The sequence below is a fragment of the Haloterrigena alkaliphila genome, assembly GCF_017352155.2.
In the GTDB taxonomy this organism is placed as follows: domain Archaea; phylum Halobacteriota; class Halobacteria; order Halobacteriales; family Natrialbaceae; genus Haloterrigena; species Haloterrigena alkaliphila.
The window spans coordinates 3,734,396-3,751,327 of sequence record NZ_CP071462.1 but is presented as its reverse complement, the minus strand read 5'-3'; the positions used below and the strand labels follow the sequence as shown (position 1 = coordinate 3,751,327).

Here is a 16,932-nt window from a genome sequence, read left to right as displayed (position 1 = left end):
GTTATTGGGAGGCTGATTCGGGTGACGATTCCGGACGCGGTTCGACCTCGAGCTCTTCGAGCTCCTCGAGGTCGCCCTCCGCCGTCGCTTGCTCAATTTTTGCGATCTCCTCCGCGTAGTGGAGGAAGGTGTCGACCGAGGCGACGACGACGCGGGCCTCGATCGTCAGTAGCTCGATCCCGACGACCGAGATTCGTGCCCAGACGTCGATGACGACGCCCTTGTCGAGGATGCGATCCAGTACCTCTGCGAGACTCGAGGAGTCGGGTCTCCGACCTGATGATGCTGCCATACGGATCCGGATACATCCCCTGCTGGTAACACGGATTGGGCTGCGACTGCAAGCCGCCCCCGGCGATCCGCCGGCGATCCCTAGCGTTCGGCCCGGCCACGACGGGCTGCGTCTGCAAGCATCACCATGACCCGTGGTCGCACCGAAATTTCCGTGACGAGTTCCTCGAATACCCGACGGTACCAGCCCGTGCCCCAACGCGTGCGGGTGCCCGGGCAATCGAAACCCCATCCCGTTCCCATGATATCTGTCCGATCGATCCGTCTCGAGACCGGTACCGAACCGGACCGCCAGCCGCGGTCGGGAGTACCACCGACGTCGGAACTACCACCGACGGTCCGCGTTCCGCACGAGCCGACCGACCGAGTCCCGCGCCGCCGGGCGGTGATCGACCGATGACCAACCGGTACGTCTACGGCATCACCGACGGCGAACCCGTGGAGTTCGAGACCGACGCCGTCGGCGGCGCCGACCGCGTCTACACGGTCTCACACCGACGGCTCAACGCCGTCGTCTCCGACATCGACACGACCGACCCGGAGGAGACCGACGAGGACGCCCAGCGACACGACGACGTGCTCCGGGAGATCATGGACCGCGACGGCGTGCCGGGGATCGTGCCGATGCAGTTCGGGATGGCCTTCGAGAGCGACCGCGAACTGAAGAACGTCCTCCGAGGGGCGAGACCGGCGTTTCGGCGCGCCCTGAACGATGTCGAGGGCCGGATCGAACTCGGGCTCAAGATCGTCCGCGAGGAGGACGCCGACGTCGACGGAGACGCCCTCGAGAACGCCGTCGAGGACGCGCTCGACCCCATCGCCGCCCAGTCGGTTCCCAACGACCTGTTCAGCGATCGGCTCGTGCTCAACCGCTCCTACCTCGTCGACCGCGACGCGCGCGGCCAGTTCGACGAAGCGATCGCCGACCTCGAGGAGGAGTACGACGACCTCATGTTCCGCTACACGGGCCCGTTCGCCCCGTACAGCTTCGTCGACGTCACGATCGGAGCCCAACGGTAACCATGTTCATCCTCGACGACCTCCTGATCCGTCCGTTCGTCGGCATCGTGGACACGCTGCACACGATGGCGCTGAGCGAGATGTACGACCTCGAGGCGATCGAGGACGACCTCAAGGAGAACCAACTGCTGTACGAACTCGGCGAACGCTCCGAGGAGGAGTACCGGCGTCGCAAGGACGAACTCGAGGAGGAACTCGAGGTCGCCCGCGACGTCCACGAGCGACTCACGAGCGGCCGCGTAGAGGTGAAACGTTGATGTCACGAGACGACCGCACACCAGAGGACGACCGACGCGACGAATCGACCGACGACCAGGGCCACTGGCTCTCGAGCCTGCTGTCGGCCCTCGAGTGGCTCGACGAGGCGTCGACGTCCGGCCAGCGCCGCGGCGATCGAACGGTCGTCGACTACGACGTCTCGATCCGCTCGGGCGACGCGCTCGACGACCGGATGCGATCCGATCGAGCGCCACGTGCCAGCCCCGATGACGGCCGGGTCGATCCCGATCGGGAGGCCGACCGAGACTGGAATCGCCCGCGGACGCGACGGTACAGGTCGGAATCGTCCGGCTCCTCGGAGTCCGCGATGCCGTCGAGCGACCACCACGTGACGACGCGGGAGGCCGAGGACGAACTGCTGGTCACCGCCGACGTCGCCGGCGCCGATCCGGACGACGTCACCGTCGGCTTCGACGGCGCGACGCTCGTCGTCGCCGTGGACGGCCGCGAACTCGAGCGGATCGAGGTGCCGTGGCCCGATCGAACGGCCGACGCGACGATCAAGAACGGCGTGCTCACCGTCCTGATCGAGCCGTCCTCGAGCGGGGAGCCGGCAGGGGAATCGTCGGCGGAGACGGAGGACAACGATGAGTGACGAGACGACCGACGACGAGAGCTTCGACGCCCTCCTCGACGACGCCGAAGACTGCCTCGCGAACCTCGACGAGTGCCTCGGCGGCGTCGAAAACGTCGACGACCTCGACGACAGCACCCTCGAGTCCGTCCTCGGCGACGTCGAGACGCTCGCGAGAGTCGTGCGCGAGACCGAAGACCTGCTCGAGGCGATCGACCTCAGCGAACTTCCAGAAGCCGTCGACGGGGACGAACTCCTCGAGGCGATCGAGCTCGGGGACATTCCCGAGGTGCTCGCCGACGACGAGCAGGGGGCGAGCGACCTCGTGAATTTCACGCAGCTCTTCCGGGCGATCAACCTGCTGAACGCCTGGGACGCCGCGGATCTGGCCGGTCTCTGGCGGGAGAAACGAGAACTCGACGACGCGATGGACGCCCTCGGGGACGGCGAGGACGCCGGCATGGTCGAAGACGCGATCTCGGACATCGCCAACGGGGACGACGACGACGGCGGCCTGATCGGCGGCGACGACGACGACTTGATCGAGATGGGCGCGGGCGACGCGAAGCAGGCGCTGGGTGACATCAACGTCGCGGAGGACCCGGAGGCCTACCAGATCGCCATTCAGGAGCAGGCGATGAAGGGGATCGACGCCTTCCGGTCGGCGCTGCTCGAGACCCACGAGAAGTTCGAGCAACTCTACGAGTTCAACCGGGAGAAGATGCGCCGCCAGGACACCAGCACGAACTCGCGGAACCCGACCGCGGCGGCGACCATTCCGACCGAACGCCGCGATCTGGGGGGCGGCGCCAAGTACTCGACGGTCCCCCAGAGCGTGAAGCTCTCGACGGCGCCGACCCGGAAACGGATCTACGGCCGCCGGTTCGAGATCGAACGCGAGAAACAGCGACGGAAGGAGGACGACCGCGGGAAACAGCAACGGAGCGGAAACGAACGCGGGAAACAGCGACAGAGCGGAAACGACAGCGAGAAACAGCAGCGGAACGAGAACGAACGGAGCGAACCCAATGATTGAGTTACCGAATTCGATTCGACGGCGACTCGAGGTACTGACGGCCGTCGGGCTGGCGACCGTGTCCACGCCGACGGCTGTGACCGCGTCGGCGGCGACCGACGGGAGCGGTTCGAAGCGGACGGACGAGGTCGCGACGGGTGCGGCCGACGACGGAGGTGAGCGCCGTGGTCGATGACTTCCAGCCGAGCCGCCAGAAGGCCGACCTCGCCGAGGTCGTCGAGATGCTGCTCGACAAGGGGATCGTCATCAACGCCGACATCGCCGTCTCGATCGGCGACACCCAACTGCTCGGCGTGCAGGTCCGGGCCGCCATCGCCTCCTTCGAGACCGCGGCGAAGTACGGCCTCGAATTCCCCGAGGGGACCGACATGCGACGCGTCGCGGCGGCGGTCGACGACCCGTCGATCGCCGAGACCGACCGGCCGAACCCGGTGATCGATCCCACGAGCGGCGTCAACGTTACGCCCGACGAGCAGTACGAAGACGCCGACGGGAGCGAGGGAGATGGCGACGGAGACTCGAGCGACGAGGGGAGCGACGAGATGCCCGACCGCGGCGCGTCCCACCTCGGGGCGCGGCCGGATCCGGACCGGCCCACGAGCGGCGGCTTCGACCTGCTCAGCGACGACACAGGTGAAAAAGAGGAGGCGGAATCCGCCGACGAAGGGGGTGACGAGGCGGACGACGGCGACGCTGACGACGACGCCGAGAAAGCAGAGGCGACGAACACGGAGGGCGAGTCGTGACCCAGATCGACGTCGGCGACGGCGAAGACGCGCGACAGGGGTTAGTCACCCTCGTCGTCACCGTCGTGGAGATCCTGATGGACGCCCTCGAGCGCGAGGCGGTCCGTCGCATGGAGTCGGGGAACCTCGCGGACGAGGAGATCGATCGGCTCGGCCGCCAGCTCGCGACGATCGAGGAGGAGATCGAGGCGCTCAAGGAAGACGAGGGGATCGAGGAGGGCGTCGACGACCTCCGGGGCGAACTCGACGGGCTGGTCAACGACGCGATCGAACAGCTCCACGGCGAACCCACCGCCATCAACAAACCCGGCTACTCCGTCTTCGGAGGTGAGGACGAGTGAGTTCCGACGGCGCGGGTGAACGGGTCGAAACCCTCGAGGACCTCGACGTCGAGGACGCCGTCGACGAGGCGCTGCCCGACTTCGACGACGGGCGGTACCTCTACTGTATCGTCCGGGCCGAGGAGGGTGCGACCCTCGAGACGACCGGCGTCGACGGCGAGCCGATTTCGATCGTCGTCGACGACGGCATCGGCGCGGTCGTCCACGAAACCGACGGGATCTACGACTCGGCGGACCTCGCGCAGGTTCGTCGTTGGCTGGTCCGCCACCAGACGGTCGTCGACGAGGCCGGCGAGGCCTTCGGCACGCCGATCCCGTTCCAGTTCGACACGATCCTCCGGGGCGACGACGCGCGCGTCCGCGAGTGGCTCCGCGAGGAGCGCGACACGCTCGAGCGCGCGCTCTCGGGGCTGGCGGGCCACTGGGAGTACCGCGTCGAGGTCGTCGAGATCGATCCGATCGACGACGACGCGCTGATCGAACAGGACGAGCGATTGCAGGATCTCGCCCAACAGATCGACGACTCGAGCGAGGGGGCGGCGTTCCTGCTCGAGAAGAAGTTCGACCAGCGCCTGAAAGAACTGCGTGCGTCCCGCCGCGAGTCGATCACCGCCGATCTGCAGGAACGACTCGCGGACGTCGCGCGCGAGGTTCACACCCTCGAGCGGTCGCCGTCCGCGTCGCTCTCCGACGAGGTCGCCGGCGAGGGAGCGGACGAAGACGACGGCGAAACCCTGTGTCGGCTGACGCTGCTCGCCCACGAGGACGACGAGGGGGCGATCGGGTCGATCCTCGACGACGTGGCCGCGAACGACGGCTTCGAGGTCAGGTTCACGGGCCCCTGGCCGCCGTACACGTTCGCGCCGGAACTGGGCGGCGACGAATCGACCGACACCCCACCCAACGCATGAGACCGCGAAAGGACGAGGAGACGCTCGTCGACGTGCTCGACGTCCTGCTCAGGGACGGCGCCGTCCTCCGGGCGGACGTGATCGTCTCGGTCGCGGACATCCCGCTGGTCGGGATCAAACTCACCGCGGCCATCGCCGGGATGGAGACGATGACCGAGTACGGCCTCTTCGAGGAGTGGGATGTCGAACGCCGACGATCGGCGCTGAGCCGTCGCCAGCACCAGCGGGATCGGAGCGAACCGCCCGACGAACTCGAGCGGATCACGGTCGGGACCAGTCACGACGGTGCGTTGGCGCAGGAGGACGACGAGGACCGAGACGACAACGAGGAGTGAGCCGAACCGCAAAAGCGGTGGCTACGGACTCACTATCGGCGCCTCGAATCGAGCGGGGCCGAGTCGGAGCGCGTCGTCGGATCGAGGACGAGACGAGGAGATCGAGAACGGAACGGAGAACGTGGAGGGCGACCGACGATGCGACCGGAAGCGACGGTCGCCGGCTGTCAGGCGTACTCCGGTCGTTCCGTCGTGAGTTCGACGTCGCCGGTAACGGTCTCCGTGTCGCGGTCTTCGTCGTAGACGTACTGGCCCGTCGCCCCGCAGAGCGTGCACTCGTAGGTCTCGGAGATCTCGTTGATCATCTCGCCGTCCTCGAAGTAGACGCGGCTCTGGGTGATCTGCAGGAATTGGGCGGTCTCGCAGTTACTGCAGGTGATCATACCCGATCGAAAGCCGCGACCGGTTGTAGTTATCCGGCTTGTAACCGAAAGTGCGGCCGGCCTATGCGGCTCTTACCGCGGTCTGACCGGCCAGCGAGCGAAGCGTCGAGTGACGTGACCGCGGCTCGAATAACAGCACCGTTCGCCGGAGTAATCTGTACATACTGGCCGATAGCGACGCGGACGATCGGCGCGAAGGCGCGTCAGTGACGCGGCCGACGGCCGACTCGAGGGGGCATCACTCCGACACCGCGATTCGGTCGCCGGTACGGGCCGCCTCGTAGGCCGCTTCCGTCAGCGCCGTCACCCGGAGCGCGTCGCGAGCGGTCGCCGGCGGTTCGCTCCCCGTCCGAACGCTCTCGAGGAACGCGTCGGCCCGCGACTGCTCTGTTCGGACGTCGATGTAGGGATCGTATTCGCCGGCGTCGTCGTCGATTTCGGTGATCGTCCGCGGGCCCCACTGGCGCCCCTCGAGGTAGACGGCGCCGTCGTCGTCCCAGAGATGCAGGTGCTCGCGGACCGAGGGGGCGTCGCCGTTGAACGAGAACGTGCCGGTCGCGCCGTTCTCGAACCGGACGTCGAGGTGGGCCCGCCGATCGATCCGCTCGTCGTCGTCGTGAAACTCCATGCTCGCGGCGACCGATTCCGGCTCGAGGCCGGTCGTCCAGAGGACGCCGTCGAGGACGTGGCTGCCGGTGTCGTAGAGGAAGCCGCCGCCGGAGAGGTCCGGATCGAGCCGCCAGGTCCCCCGCGAGTCGTCGATCCAGCCCTGCGTGATCGATGCCGTCAGCCAGTTCGGGGACTGCTCGGTAAAACGCGCTCTGGCCGTTTGAAACGCCGTCTGGAGGTGTCGCTGGTAGCCGACCATCAGCGTCTCCGAACCGCGTTCGGCCCGGTCGGCGAGGTCTCGTGCGCGTTCGAGGTCCGTCGTCAGCGGCTTGTCGCAGTAGACGTGACAGCCGGCCTCGAGAGCAGCGACGACCTGCTCGTAGTGGAGCGTGTGTGGCGTTCCGATCAGGACGGCGTCGATCGGTTCGGCCTCGAGCATCGCCGCGTAGTCGGTGTACCGCCGATCCTCCGGGACCTCGAACTCGGCACCCGTCTCCTCGAGTCGGTCCGTATCGAGGTCGCAGAGCGCCCGCACGGTCGCGTCCGCGTGCCGGTGAAACTGTCCGCCGACGGTCGTCCCGATGTATCCCAGTCCGACGATGCCGATGCGAATCGGGCGTTCCGAGGCGTCGTGGCGCATAGTTTCGAACGCTCGTTCCAGAACCATGCCTCTGCGGGCGTCGCAGGCAAGCACGTATCCGTTCTGGGTTCTGCGGGTTCCGACTCGTTCCCGTCGGTCAACGCACCCTCCCGGTGGCCGACCCACCCTCGCCCCTCGAGTCACTGGGCCACCGGTTCGCGGTTCGAACGTCGACGTAACTGCGCTCTAGTCGGAGACTGTCAGCACGTTATTCAGTGCCTGTAACGGGTTCGCGTCGACTACCATCAGCCAAGTGCCTGCATAACAATGGGTGGAAACGCCATCGACTCGGATGCGGGGAGAACGACCCCGCCGGGTACACGCTCGACTCACTGCGACGCGCTGACCAGCCGATTGCGTGCGTTCGTGCCCGGATGCTCGGAAGTGGACTCGCCCCCGCTTCGAGTTAGCTCATGTCTCTCACGCCAGGGCGGGTTCCCGCCCCCGCCCGGCTTCACCAACCGACTCACCGACGAGCCGCGGCTATCGTCCGGTCGGGAGTGAACGGCCAGTTGCGTTCGACCAGTACCCGTGTCGATCGGCGAAAAATTGTGATCGTGCGGCGCGGGCGTCTCGCGTCGCCGCTCAGAACTCGGTAATGACGGGGATGCCGACCGTCTCGTAGTCGTCCATCGAGGCCAGCGTCTCCGGCAGGTCGTCGAGCGAGAGTCGCTCGCCGATGATCTTGCTCGGCTCGAGCGTGCCCTGCGCGATCAGCTTGAACAGTTCCTCGTAGCGGACCAGCGGCATGCCGAAGGAGCCGTGGAAGTCGATCTCCTGCATCGTCATGATGTCGACTGGCAGTTCGATCTGGCCCTCCTCCTCGCCGGTCGTCAGGCCGACCTGTACGTGGCTCCCCCGCGTGCCGAGGCTGTTGACCGAGTTTTTACAGGTCTCGGCGACGCCCAACGCGTCGATAGAGACGTCGGCGCCGCCGTCGGTGATCGACTGGACCTCCCGGGCCGCGCTGTCGACTTCGGTGACGTTGACCGTCGCGCGAGCGCCGAGTTCCTCGGCGCGCTCGAGTTTGTCGTCCACGAGGTCGATCGCGATCGGGTGGGCGCCCAGCGCGTTCGCGATGTGGATCGCGGAGAGCCCGACGCCGCCGCAGCCGTGGACGGCGACCCAGTCGCCGGGGCGGAGATTCGCGCGGTCGGCCAGCGCGTGGTAGGCCGTCATGAACCGGCAGCCGAGGCCGGCCATCTCGTCGTACTCGACGTCCTCGGGGAGTTTGACGCAGTTGAAGTCCGCTTCCCGAACCGGGAAGGCCTCCGCGAACGCGCCCTGGGAGAACTCGGAGAGTCCGAGCGGAATTACCGTCTCGCAGTTGTTAGCCCGTCCCTCGCGGCAGTGGGGACAGGTCCCGTCGCCGAGGTGGAACGGGACGGCGACCCGGTCGCCCTCCTCGAGCGTCTCGACCTCGGATCCGACCTCGGAGACGACGCCGGCGGGTTCGTGGCCGAGAATCTGGCCTTCGGGGACGCCCGCCCCGATCCAACTCCAGTCCCCCTGCCAGGCGTGCCAGTCGCTGCGACAGACCCCGCACGCCTCCGTCTCGACGATCACCTGATCCGGCTCCGGCTCCGGATACGCGACGTCTTCGATCTCGAGCGGTTCCCCGTGTTCATCGATTACGGCTGCTCGCATGTGATCGTAGTTCTGTAGGATGGTACAAAAGTTTATGAGGTATTGCCATAGTTTGGAATCGGAAACGGACTAGCCGTTTATCGCGCGTTCAGCTGAGTAGTTCGGCGCTTTCCACTGATAATTCCACCGTCACGTCCTGACGGGTCTGTTCGCTGATCTGATCGATGTTTCGCGTCAGGACCTCGAGGACGTCTTCCGGTTCAGGGTAGACCAGCAGGTTCCCGTCCCCGTCTTCCATCACGAGTTGCGTGTCCGCGAGGGTCACCTGATCGCCCTCGATGTGAGCGACGGTGGCCGGGAGCGCCTCCGCGCCGCCGACGTCACCCTCCTCGACTTTCGCGATGTAGAGGGAATCGAGCCCGATCAAGTCCTTGTACTCGCGGACCCGCTCCGCGCACGCGACCATGTCGCGCGTGATCGCCGTCTTCCCCTCGTCGCCGTGCGTCCCCTCGTAGCAGTGTTTGCAGACACGGAGTTCCATCCGCATACCGTGTGGTTCGTGATCGCTCCGCAAGGGGATTTCGCAGGCGATCGTGGCGTTCTCTCTAAATTTGATATTTTCTCGATACGAACTAAAATTCATTCGCCGAGAGTCGTCTCACTACCGGAATATTCAGCAAGGAAAAGTGTGTTCTATAGCGTATATTTTTGGTCGATTTCATCGGTCAAAGCAACGGTTAAAGGAGGTTCGCGCCGTACGAGCTATCCGATGGCACGGGAGTATCCGAGCCGCGTTCTCAGGGTCGACCTCTCCGACCGGACCGTCTCCAGCGAGCCGGTCCCGGAGACGTGGCTCGAGCGCTACATCGGGGGGAAGGGACTCGGCGCGCGGTACCTCTACGCGGACCTCGAGCCGGGAACCGACCCGCTCTCGCCCGAGAACGTGCTGGCGTTCGTCGTCGGTCCGGTGTCGGGGCTGACCCCGGGCGAGCCCCGGTACGCGGCGATCACGAAGTCGCCGCTGACGGGGACCTTTCTCGACTCCTACAGCGGCGGCGAGTTCGCCGGTCGGCTGGCGGGATCGCTCGAGGACCACCTCGCCGTTCTCGTCACGGGCCAAGCCGACGAACCCGTCGTCCTCTCGGTCGCGGACGGCGAGGCGACGATCGAACCCGCAGACGACCTCCGCGGTACCGACGCCGCGGAGACCTGCGCGGCCTTTCCCGACGCCGGCGTCGCTTGCATCGGCCCCGCCGGGGAGCACGAGGTCCAGTACGCCACCATCGCCGCCGACGGCGGGGACCACCACGCCGGGCGGGGCGGCGCCGGCGCCGTGATGGGCTCGAAGAACCTGAAGGCCGTCGTCGCGCGCGGCGAGGCGCCGACGGGACTCGAGGATCTCCGGGAGCGCTACGAACGCCGCTTCGCCGAGAGCGAGGACGGGCGGTGGCAGTCGGCCAGCGGGACGCTCGAGACGATCGACGTCGCGAACGCGGTCGGCGTGCTTCCGACGCGGGGCTGGCAACATAGCCGATTCGACGGCGCCGACGACCTCGGCATCGAGGCGGTCCGCGAGCGCGCCAGCGGAAGAGAACGTCCCGACGACGCGGTCCCTGGCGGGTTTCGGGTCGAGACCGGGGCGGGCGAGAGCGTCCCGCGGGGGGCCACGCCGATCGTCCTCGGGGCCGGGCTCGCGATCGACGATTTCGACGCCGTCGCGACGCTGGGCGCGGTCTGCGATCGCCTCGGGGTCGACGTCATCAGCGCGGGGAACGCGGTCGCCTGGGCCGTCCGCGCCAGTCAGGCGGACCTGCTCGAGCGCGACCTCTCCTTCGGCGACGAAGACGCCGCGAACGACGTGATCCGCGAAATCGCGTCCAGAAAGACTCCGCTGGGCGACGCGCTGGCCGACGGGATCGACGCCGCGGCCGCCGAATTCGGCGGCGAGGACCTCGTCCCGACGGTCAAGGGGATGGACTACTCGTCGTACGATCCCCGCGGCGCGGAGACGATGGCGCTGGCCTACGCGACCAGCGATCGGGGCGCCTGTCACCGACGGGCCAGACCCGTCGAGTCCGAAGCGGTCGGCCGGGCGTGGCCCGACGACCGCGCTCGCGTCGCCGCCGTGGCCGGCGAGCAGAACCGCCGAGCGGTCCTCTGGAGCCTGATCGCCGACGACTTCCTCGAGGACGCCCTCTCCCATGACCTCGGCGCCGAGTGGCTCGCGGCGGTCGGCCGCGAGGTCGACCGCACCGACCTCGCGACCGTCGGCGAGCGGATCTGGACGCTCGTGCGGCTGTTCAACGTCCGAGAGGGCTTTTCCCGCGAGGACGACGCGCTGCCCGACGCCCTGCTCGAGTCCCGTGGCGACGCGGACGGTGGGAGCGGTGCGGCCGGCGACGGTGGCAACGCGAACGGCGACGGCCTCGATCCCGAGCGGTTCGACGCCCTGCTCGAGCGCTATTACCGCTACCGTGGCTGGAACGAGGAGGGGCGGCCGACCCTGGAGACGGTTCGACGACTCGATCTCCGCGAGGTAGTCGACGACTCCACGCCGATCCCGGAGACCGGTGGTACTGGGGCGAGAGCCGAGTCCGAACCGTCCCCGGAGGTGAGCGACGATGACTGATCGGATCGATCTGGACGACCTCGAGACCGGCGCGGACGCGGAGACGGAGGAGGCGGGAAACCGCGGCGACTGGCTGTGGCGCGACGACGAGTCGGCCGAGCCGGCGGACGAGTTCGATTCGCCGTCGCCGGCGACGGGCGGCGCCGCCGATACGATCGAGGACGGTCCCGACCGCGCTCCGGCGCCCCACGTCCCGACGACCGGCGAGAGCACTCCCGTCGGGATTCCGACTGAAGGGAACGGGTCGGGGATTGACGCCTCGAGCGGCACGGCGAATTCGACGGCGGATGCGAGCGGAAACGGAAACGATACCGAATCGATGCGACCGATGGGAACGAAACCGTCGGGCGGGTCGACCGCGGCGGACGGTGCCGAACCGGCGTCTGGTCCTCACGGCGGTGGCGCGGACGAGATGACGATGGCGATCACCTACGGCGCCCTGCACCGCCTCGAGCACCCGGCGGCGGTTTTCGCGAGCGCGTCCGAGTGGAGCGACTGGGTCGGCATCGTCGGCGACGTGCCCGCCTACGTCGTCCAGAAGTTCCAGCGGGATCGGGGGATCGACGTCGACTTCTTCAACGGGACCGGAACCGGACCCGGCGAACGGCTCGCCGAGATCGATCAGAACTCGATGTTTTACGCCGAGCGGATGGTCGTCGTCGGTCTCGAGGGCGAGGACGAACCGATCGCCGAGGCGGCCGACTGGGAGTTCGTCCCGCTCGAGACCGCCGCTGCGAAGGCGGAGTGGCCACTCGAGGACGACGCCGCGTCGGAGTAGTCAGTACCGATGACGGTCCCGCTCGAGTACCGGTGAGCCGGGGAATTTTTACCGCCGGTGTGGTCATCGGTCGCATGGGTATTCGGACCGCGATCGAACACAATCCGCTCGTGACGGCGGGGCTCCTGTTCGCCATCGGCTGGAGCGTGGTGATCGGGGCGCGGATCGTCGATCAGATGGGATCGATCGCCGGCGGCAACTGGGTCGGCCAGCACGGCCTCGGCGGGCTGATGGGGTTGCTCGTCATCGCCGCCTTCCTCGGACTGTTGATCGCCTCGTTCGGCGCGCTCGGCGAACCGGACCCCGCACCGGAAGAGTGGCCGCCCGAGTGAGATGAGCGGTGACGACCGACTCACCGTCCCCGTCAGCGACCGGTTCCGCGAGGCTGCGATCGAGTGGGGCGACAGCCGACTGATGGACGAAAACGACGCCCTCGAGAGCAAGGCCGAACAGGCCTTGCTCGAGATCGAACACCTCGTCGCCGACGCGACCGAGGTCGAGTTCGCGGTCGAGGACGGCGAGATCCACCACCAGCCGAGCGACGACCTCGAGGCGTTTCTCGACCGGCAGGCCGACGCGTACGGGCTCGAGCCCGCGGACGTCCTCGCGATGCACGTCGACCTGTTCGCGCGGGTGTTTCTCGAAGGCGAGGAGACGGGGGGCGCGGACCCGGACGATCCGCGGCCCTGGTGACCTGCGAGGGCGTCATCCCCGCCGATCGCGGCCGACGTATACGCGAACCGCCGCAAAGCTATAAGCGTGTGACTCGTGGACAGCTAGCTATGACGCACACCGACTGGCGTCCGAAGCCGACGCTCGCGCGCAAGCGGGGCAGAGAGGTGTGGGACCACGAGGGGCCACACCGGATCAACGACGGCGAAATCGACGGCGAGATCGAGTTCAGCGACGCCGTCCTCGAGGGGTTCCGGGACGAAGACGACTGAGCCGTGCGTTTCGACACGCGGCCTCGACCGCTGTGGATTCGGTGAGTCGACCGTCAGTAGCCGGTGACGTCCTCGAAACAGCTTCCGCAGCGGTCGATGGCGGCGGACGTGCGGACCTCTTCGCCGGAGACGACCCGCGTCCGGTCGTGGGTCGCGGTCACGAGCGATCCACACGCCGTCGTTCGATGACTTCCGTCGTCGCGGGGCTTGTGTGCGGTGTTCGTTCGGGTATTGAGAATGCGACGCATGGCGATAGCCACGCGAGAACTGTGCTTAGTTCTATCACCCACATAGTTGGTGATAGCGAACCTGAAGAGTCCAATCCCGCGACCCGTCTCGAACGCCGACATCACCCGGGCCGGCAAACGCGATCCCGGACGGCGAAGCGTCGGGACACGGCGTAGCAGCGGTCACACAAGGATTATCTCGTCCGAAATACACAAAATAGATATTAATTCAACGAATTCGGTACGTCGAGCGGTTCGGTCGGTATCGTGGCCGTGGTCACCGTAGTCATCGGTGCACTGGTGCTGGGCTACGGTCCCCTGATCGTCCCGTCGTCGGTACTGGGCGGCGGCTGGATCGCCGCAATTGGAGTTTCCCTGCTCCTCTCGGGCCTGTTCTTCAGCGAGCGGATCGGAGACCGTCTGGATGTCACACCCGGTGGCCGACGCAGGCTCTCGCTGGCCTTCGCCGCCCTCGCCGTGGTGCTGGCGGTCGCGTTCGTCGCCGTCAACGGCGCGACCTTCGAGGCCGGCGAGATCGAGGGAAGTTCCTGAGAGCGGTCTCAGGGTTCGTTCGCGACGTCGACGTGACGAAGCCGGGGGATCGGAGCGTCGCGCGGAACCGGGCCGTCCCGTCGATCAGGCCATCCCCATCGCGATCTCCTCCTCGAAGGCGACGTAGCCCTCGAGGATCGAGGCGACGGCCTCGTAGAACCGCTCGTCGGTCGTCTCGCGGACGTCGGCCGCGAAGGCCGGAATCCACGCCGAGAGGTGTTCCTCGTGAAAGACGCGCTGGTAGCCGACGGCCTCCTCGTGGCCGGCCCGCTGCTGGCGGATCAGGGAGCGGAGGAAGGCGAGTTCGACCGCGATGTAGTCGTTCTCCTCCGGGTAGTCCTCGGGCGGGGACCAGCCGGCCGCGCCGTAACTGGCCTCGACCGTCGCCAGTCCCGCTCCGCGGAAGTCCGTGCCCTCGCGGTAGTAGGTCTCGTGAGGGAGGATCGACGGTCGCGGCCCGACGAACAGCCGGGTGAACTCGCCCTCGAGGTCGTCCTGAACGGGAGCCGTGCCGCGGCCCCTATTGGCCTCGATGAACGCCTCGAGGTCGGAAAACCCCCGATCGAGGTCGTCGCCGACGCTCCCCTCCGGGAGCGTCACCTCGTCGGAGCAAATCGTCTCGACGAACGCCTCGCTCGGCACGTCCGCGAACGCGTCGATCAGGAAGTTCACGAGCTCGAGTCGCGCTTCGTATAGCGCCTGTTGGTTCAGACTCATGGTGGATTCCTGTTTCGGGTCGGTATCATCCGTTTCCACGGTCGTAGAGCAGTTGTGCGCGGCAGTCGCCGCAGTAGTCGAAGACGCTTCCGCGCGCGCCCGGCGCGAGGTCCGCAACGACGTCGCCGACCGCCGACTGGATCTTCCGCGCGGAGCCCTCGCTCGTGAAGGGTTTCCCGCAGTTGTTGCACTCGCGCATCTCGCCGTCGTGGACCGCGATCCAGGCGGGGTCGTCCGCATCGCCGCGGTTCTCGGGCAGCAGCGAGCGGTCGAGTCCCTCGCGCATCGTGATGACGTCCTCGATGCAGCCCTCCTCGCAGGTCCCGCAGTTGACGCAGCGCTCGTGGTTGAACTCGAGCGTCGCCGTCTCCTCGTCGCGCCGGATCGCGTCGGTCGGACAGAGGGTGGAGCACGTGGGCGTCAGCGTACAGCCGTCCCCCACTTCCATCCGACCGAAGTCCGTCAGCCCCCTGATGACCTCGCGCTCGGGGTCGACGTGCTCGAGGATCGCGCGGACGCTCTCGAGCGTCCAGCCGTGGCTGTCGAAGGCCGGGTTCTCGCGGTCAGCATCGGTTTCGCCGGTGGCCTCGTGCTCGCCCGCCGGAACCGGCGAGGGCTCGAGTTCGACCGCGAACGTCGAGATCGCTTCCACGAACGCGCCCGGTTCGTCGGCGTCGGGCGCGAAGAACGCGAACCGCTCGCCGAGCTCGAGGTCGCGGCTGGCCCGGTTGAGTCGGTCGACGAGGTCGGCTTTCGGTTCCGGCCCCGAGTGCAGGCAGTCGCCGCCGCAGCCGACGATCGCGACGCCGTCGGCGCCGGAGGCCAGCGCGTGCATCCCGTGGGCCTCGCCCACGGTGTCGGTACAGTTCACGCGCACGGGGAGGATCGGCGGGTACTCGACGTCGGCCTTGCCCGCGGCGGCCAGTCGGCCGTACTCCGCCAGCGCGTCGTCGGCCTCCTCCGAGCAGACGAAGGCGACGATGGGGGCGTCGACGTCCGACCCCGACCGGTTCAGGAGCCAGCCGCCCTCCTCGCCGGTCGGCCGAAGGAGCGCCTCGACCTCGCGGGCGATGCGCTCGTTCGACGGCTCGCGCAGCATCGTCGCGCCCGTCGGACAGGCGCTGGTGCAGGCGCCGCAGTTCTGACAGGCTTCCTCGTGGAACGCGACCGCGTCGATCCGCGAGCGCTCGACCGCGTCGTGGGGACAGACCTCGACGCACTCGTTGCAGCCCGGCTGGCTCGAGTCGCCGGCCGCGCAGACCTCCATCTCGAGGTCGAGGTGGGCGGGCTTCTCGATCCCGCCGAGATGTTTCCGGACGGCCGAAATCGTCGCCGCGTCGATCGGCGCGGTGTAGAAGCCGACGCGACCGCCCCGCGTTCGCCGGGTCGCCGCGGGGTAGACGATCTGATCGAACTCGAGTTCCCGTTCGACGCCGTCCATCTCGATGGCGTCGGTGGGACAGACGTCCGTCCACGCACCGTCGGGAGCGTCGGGGTCGATATCGACCGGGTAGCGCGTGACCTGCTCGTCCGGGCCTTCGTGGACGCATTTCATGCAGGAGATGCACTCTTCGGTGACGCGGGACTCGAGGCGGACCTCGAACTCCCCGAACCGGCCGTCGACGCCGGCGACGCGTCCGCGCTCGATCGTCACGTGGTCGAGATCCGCCGCGCTGTCGACGTATTCGTCCCCGTCGGCGATCAGGGTGACGTCGGCGTCGTCGGCCAGCGCCGCGGCGGTGTCGGGGTCGGCGACGACAGCGACGCGCTCGCCGGCTTCGCGCGTGAGCGTCCTCGAGGGTGACTCGGCCTCGAGGCCGGCCTGCCGGGCGTTGACCATGCGGGCGGTCTTGGCCGTCGCGCCGGCCTCGTCGTGGACCCAGCCCGCGCCCTCGCGCTGGTCGACGAACGAGACCGCGTCCGGGTGGACCCCCTGCTGCTCGGCGACGCGCTCGAGTTTTCGCTGGACCCGCGACTCGGGACAGGTGACGATCAACTCGTCGAGGTCGTACTCCTCGATCACGTGCTCCATCGCCGGCAGGCCGTCCTCGCAGAGCAGCCGCGAACTCGCCGCGACGTCGACGCCCTCGATCCCCTCCCGAGCCCCCTCGAGGTCGACCTCGCACGTGTCGGCGCAGGAACAGACGAAACTCCCGACTCTCATCCCGTCGTGGTATCCCGTGGCACGATAAGAATATTGCGCCTGTTAATCTCTAACTTATGGCGTTCGTTCGAGATAAACGGATCATATTCCGACACTGTGCAGGTAATAGCCTAATAACCTAGTCAGAGCGTAAATTCCTCGAAGATTACTCGGGCAAATATTGATGGTG

At 67.5% G+C, this 16,932-nt stretch carries 23 protein-coding genes; 15 read left to right on the top strand and 8 right to left on the bottom strand.

Annotated features, from left to right (window positions below; genetic code table 11):
- Position 1 precedes the first annotated feature (1 nt).
- Positions 2–292, bottom strand: a complete 291-nt coding sequence (gvpA, locus tag J0X25_RS37285) for a gas vesicle protein GvpA (RefSeq protein ID WP_207288917.1) — start codon at positions 290–292, stop codon at positions 2–4.
- A gap of 395 nt (positions 293–687) precedes the next feature.
- On the opposite strand from gvpA, the gene J0X25_RS37280 reads away from it, so the two are divergent.
- The 9 genes from J0X25_RS37280 to gvpM are packed head-to-tail and all read left to right on the top strand — an operon-like array spanning position 688 to position 5,533.
- On the top strand, positions 688–1,311 hold the full coding sequence (locus tag J0X25_RS37280) for a GvpL/GvpF family gas vesicle protein (RefSeq protein WP_207288916.1): 624 nt from the start codon (positions 688–690) through the stop codon (positions 1,309–1,311).
- Positions 1,312–1,313: 2 nt separating this feature from the next.
- Positions 1,314–1,568: a gas vesicle protein GvpF gene (gvpF, locus tag J0X25_RS37275; protein ID WP_207288915.1), complete on the top strand. Its 255-nt coding sequence runs from the start codon at positions 1,314–1,316 to the stop codon at positions 1,566–1,568.
- Entirely contained in the window at positions 1,568–2,185 is a 618-nt protein-coding gene (locus tag J0X25_RS37270) for a DUF7127 family protein (protein WP_207288914.1), read from the top strand. The genes gvpF and J0X25_RS37270 overlap by 1 nt, the downstream gene beginning before the upstream one ends.
- Positions 2,178–3,200, top strand: a complete 1,023-nt coding sequence (locus J0X25_RS37265) for a hypothetical protein (RefSeq protein WP_207288913.1) — start codon at positions 2,178–2,180, stop codon at positions 3,198–3,200. The genes J0X25_RS37270 and J0X25_RS37265 overlap by 8 nt, the downstream gene beginning before the upstream one ends.
- The gene (locus J0X25_RS37260) at positions 3,193–3,375 is read left to right on the top strand and encodes a hypothetical protein (RefSeq protein WP_207288912.1); all 183 of its coding nucleotides are present in this window, start codon (positions 3,193–3,195) and stop codon (positions 3,373–3,375) included. The genes J0X25_RS37265 and J0X25_RS37260 overlap by 8 nt, the downstream gene beginning before the upstream one ends.
- Entirely contained in the window at positions 3,356–3,946 is a 591-nt protein-coding gene (gene gvpJ / locus J0X25_RS37255) for a gas vesicle protein GvpJ (protein WP_284145166.1), read from the top strand. Before J0X25_RS37260 ends, gvpJ begins: the two co-directional genes overlap by 20 nt.
- Positions 3,943–4,287: a gas vesicle protein K gene (locus J0X25_RS37250; protein WP_207288910.1), complete on the top strand. Its 345-nt coding sequence runs from the start codon at positions 3,943–3,945 to the stop codon at positions 4,285–4,287. The genes gvpJ and J0X25_RS37250 overlap by 4 nt, the downstream gene beginning before the upstream one ends.
- Positions 4,284–5,198, top strand: coding sequence for a gas vesicle protein GvpL (gene gvpL / locus J0X25_RS37245; protein ID WP_207288909.1), 915 nt, complete (start codon positions 4,284–4,286; stop codon positions 5,196–5,198). Before J0X25_RS37250 ends, gvpL begins: the two co-directional genes overlap by 4 nt.
- Positions 5,195–5,533 carry a gas vesicle protein GvpM gene (gene gvpM / locus J0X25_RS37240; protein ID WP_207288908.1) on the top strand — a complete coding sequence of 113 codons (339 nt, stop codon included), beginning with the start codon at positions 5,195–5,197 and terminating at the stop codon, positions 5,531–5,533. Before gvpL ends, gvpM begins: the two co-directional genes overlap by 4 nt.
- A gap of 167 nt (positions 5,534–5,700) precedes the next feature.
- Here the strand turns inward: gvpM and J0X25_RS37235 are convergent, their stop codons facing one another.
- From J0X25_RS37235 to J0X25_RS37220, 4 genes are all read right to left on the bottom strand, one after another.
- The gene (locus J0X25_RS37235) at positions 5,701–5,916 is read right to left on the bottom strand and encodes a hypothetical protein (protein WP_207288907.1); all 216 of its coding nucleotides are present in this window, start codon (positions 5,914–5,916) and stop codon (positions 5,701–5,703) included.
- A 238-nt stretch (positions 5,917–6,154) separates the two neighbouring features.
- A complete protein-coding gene (locus J0X25_RS37230) occupies positions 6,155–7,192 on the bottom strand; it encodes a Gfo/Idh/MocA family protein (RefSeq protein WP_425600923.1) in 1,038 nt (345 codons plus the stop codon).
- A gap of 558 nt (positions 7,193–7,750) precedes the next feature.
- The gene (locus tag J0X25_RS37225) at positions 7,751–8,812 is read right to left on the bottom strand and encodes a zinc-dependent alcohol dehydrogenase family protein (protein WP_207288906.1); all 1,062 of its coding nucleotides are present in this window, start codon (positions 8,810–8,812) and stop codon (positions 7,751–7,753) included.
- 88 nt (positions 8,813–8,900) lie between these two features.
- Positions 8,901–9,299 carry a hypothetical protein gene (locus J0X25_RS37220; RefSeq protein WP_207288905.1) on the bottom strand — a complete coding sequence of 133 codons (399 nt, stop codon included), beginning with the start codon at positions 9,297–9,299 and terminating at the stop codon, positions 8,901–8,903.
- Between the two features lie 222 nt (positions 9,300–9,521).
- Here J0X25_RS37220 and J0X25_RS37215 point away from each other — a divergent pair, with 222 nt between their 5' ends.
- The 5 genes from J0X25_RS37215 to J0X25_RS37195 all read left to right on the top strand — a co-directional run bounded on the left by J0X25_RS37215 (position 9,522) and on the right by J0X25_RS37195 (position 13,103).
- A complete protein-coding gene (locus J0X25_RS37215) occupies positions 9,522–11,381 on the top strand; it encodes an aldehyde ferredoxin oxidoreductase family protein (protein WP_207288904.1) in 1,860 nt (619 codons plus the stop codon).
- Positions 11,374–12,159: a DUF7124 domain-containing protein gene (locus tag J0X25_RS37210; RefSeq protein WP_207288903.1), complete on the top strand. Its 786-nt coding sequence runs from the start codon at positions 11,374–11,376 to the stop codon at positions 12,157–12,159. The genes J0X25_RS37215 and J0X25_RS37210 overlap by 8 nt, the downstream gene beginning before the upstream one ends.
- Positions 12,160–12,233: 74 nt before the next feature.
- Positions 12,234–12,491 carry a hypothetical protein gene (locus J0X25_RS37205; protein WP_207288902.1) on the top strand — a complete coding sequence of 86 codons (258 nt, stop codon included), beginning with the start codon at positions 12,234–12,236 and terminating at the stop codon, positions 12,489–12,491.
- A gap of 1 nt (position 12,492) precedes the next feature.
- Positions 12,493–12,852, top strand: a complete 360-nt coding sequence (locus J0X25_RS37200) for a hypothetical protein (RefSeq protein WP_207288901.1) — start codon at positions 12,493–12,495, stop codon at positions 12,850–12,852.
- 89 nt (positions 12,853–12,941) lie between these two features.
- A complete protein-coding gene (locus tag J0X25_RS37195; protein WP_207288900.1) occupies positions 12,942–13,103 on the top strand; it encodes a hypothetical protein in 162 nt (53 codons plus the stop codon).
- Between the two features lie 53 nt (positions 13,104–13,156).
- Here J0X25_RS37195 and J0X25_RS37190 read toward each other — a convergent pair whose 3' ends face one another.
- On the bottom strand, positions 13,157–13,351 hold the full coding sequence (locus J0X25_RS37190) for a hypothetical protein (RefSeq protein ID WP_225896699.1): 195 nt from the start codon (positions 13,349–13,351) through the stop codon (positions 13,157–13,159).
- Between the two features lie 252 nt (positions 13,352–13,603).
- Here J0X25_RS37190 and J0X25_RS37185 point away from each other — a divergent pair, with 252 nt between their 5' ends.
- Positions 13,604–13,882, top strand: coding sequence for a hypothetical protein (locus J0X25_RS37185; RefSeq protein ID WP_226776976.1), 279 nt, complete (start codon positions 13,604–13,606; stop codon positions 13,880–13,882).
- Positions 13,883–13,966: 84 nt separating this feature from the next.
- On the opposite strand, the gene J0X25_RS37180 is transcribed toward J0X25_RS37185, so the two are convergent.
- Positions 13,967–14,599 (bottom strand): TorD/DmsD family molecular chaperone, encoded by a 633-nt coding sequence (locus J0X25_RS37180; RefSeq protein ID WP_207288898.1) that lies wholly within the window; start codon positions 14,597–14,599, stop codon positions 13,967–13,969.
- A gap of 25 nt (positions 14,600–14,624) precedes the next feature.
- A complete protein-coding gene (locus J0X25_RS37175) occupies positions 14,625–16,763 on the bottom strand; it encodes a hydrogenase iron-sulfur subunit (protein ID WP_207288897.1) in 2,139 nt (712 codons plus the stop codon).
- Positions 16,764–16,932: the final 169 nt, after the last annotated feature.

What these genes read in the sequence shown, in the direction of transcription:
- J0X25_RS37205 (WP_207288902.1), top strand. Translation starts at nt 12,234, where the DNA reads ATGGGTATTCGGACCGCGATCGAACACAATCCGCTCGTGACGGCGGGG.
- J0X25_RS37235 (WP_207288907.1), bottom strand. Translation starts at nt 5,916, where the DNA reads ATGATCACCTGCAGTAACTGCGAGACCGCCCAATTCCTGCAGATCACC.
- J0X25_RS37215 (WP_207288904.1), top strand. Translation starts at nt 9,522, where the DNA reads ATGGCACGGGAGTATCCGAGCCGCGTTCTCAGGGTCGACCTCTCCGAC.
- J0X25_RS37270 (WP_207288914.1), top strand. Translation starts at nt 1,568, where the DNA reads ATGTCACGAGACGACCGCACACCAGAGGACGACCGACGCGACGAATCG.
- J0X25_RS37180 (WP_207288898.1), bottom strand. Translation starts at nt 14,599, where the DNA reads ATGAGTCTGAACCAACAGGCGCTATACGAAGCGCGACTCGAGCTCGTG.
- J0X25_RS37210 (WP_207288903.1), top strand. Translation starts at nt 11,374, where the DNA reads ATGACTGATCGGATCGATCTGGACGACCTCGAGACCGGCGCGGACGCG.
- J0X25_RS37195 (WP_207288900.1), top strand. Translation starts at nt 12,942, where the DNA reads ATGACGCACACCGACTGGCGTCCGAAGCCGACGCTCGCGCGCAAGCGG.
- J0X25_RS37265 (WP_207288913.1), top strand. Translation starts at nt 2,178, where the DNA reads ATGAGTGACGAGACGACCGACGACGAGAGCTTCGACGCCCTCCTCGAC.
- J0X25_RS37200 (WP_207288901.1), top strand. Translation starts at nt 12,493, where the DNA reads ATGAGCGGTGACGACCGACTCACCGTCCCCGTCAGCGACCGGTTCCGC.
- J0X25_RS37220 (WP_207288905.1), bottom strand. Translation starts at nt 9,299, where the DNA reads ATGCGGATGGAACTCCGTGTCTGCAAACACTGCTACGAGGGGACGCAC.
- J0X25_RS37280 (WP_207288916.1), top strand. Translation starts at nt 688, where the DNA reads ATGACCAACCGGTACGTCTACGGCATCACCGACGGCGAACCCGTGGAG.
- J0X25_RS37230 (WP_425600923.1), bottom strand. Translation starts at nt 7,192, where the DNA reads ATGGTTCTGGAACGAGCGTTCGAAACTATGCGCCACGACGCCTCGGAA.
- gvpF (WP_207288915.1), top strand. Translation starts at nt 1,314, where the DNA reads ATGTTCATCCTCGACGACCTCCTGATCCGTCCGTTCGTCGGCATCGTG.
- J0X25_RS37190 (WP_225896699.1), bottom strand. Translation starts at nt 13,351, where the DNA reads ATGCGTCGCATTCTCAATACCCGAACGAACACCGCACACAAGCCCCGC.
- gvpA (WP_207288917.1), bottom strand. Translation starts at nt 292, where the DNA reads ATGGCAGCATCATCAGGTCGGAGACCCGACTCCTCGAGTCTCGCAGAG.
- J0X25_RS37225 (WP_207288906.1), bottom strand. Translation starts at nt 8,812, where the DNA reads ATGCGAGCAGCCGTAATCGATGAACACGGGGAACCGCTCGAGATCGAA.
- J0X25_RS37175 (WP_207288897.1), bottom strand. Translation starts at nt 16,763, where the DNA reads ATGAGAGTCGGGAGTTTCGTCTGTTCCTGCGCCGACACGTGCGAGGTC.
- J0X25_RS37260 (WP_207288912.1), top strand. Translation starts at nt 3,193, where the DNA reads ATGATTGAGTTACCGAATTCGATTCGACGGCGACTCGAGGTACTGACG.
- gvpM (WP_207288908.1), top strand. Translation starts at nt 5,195, where the DNA reads ATGAGACCGCGAAAGGACGAGGAGACGCTCGTCGACGTGCTCGACGTC.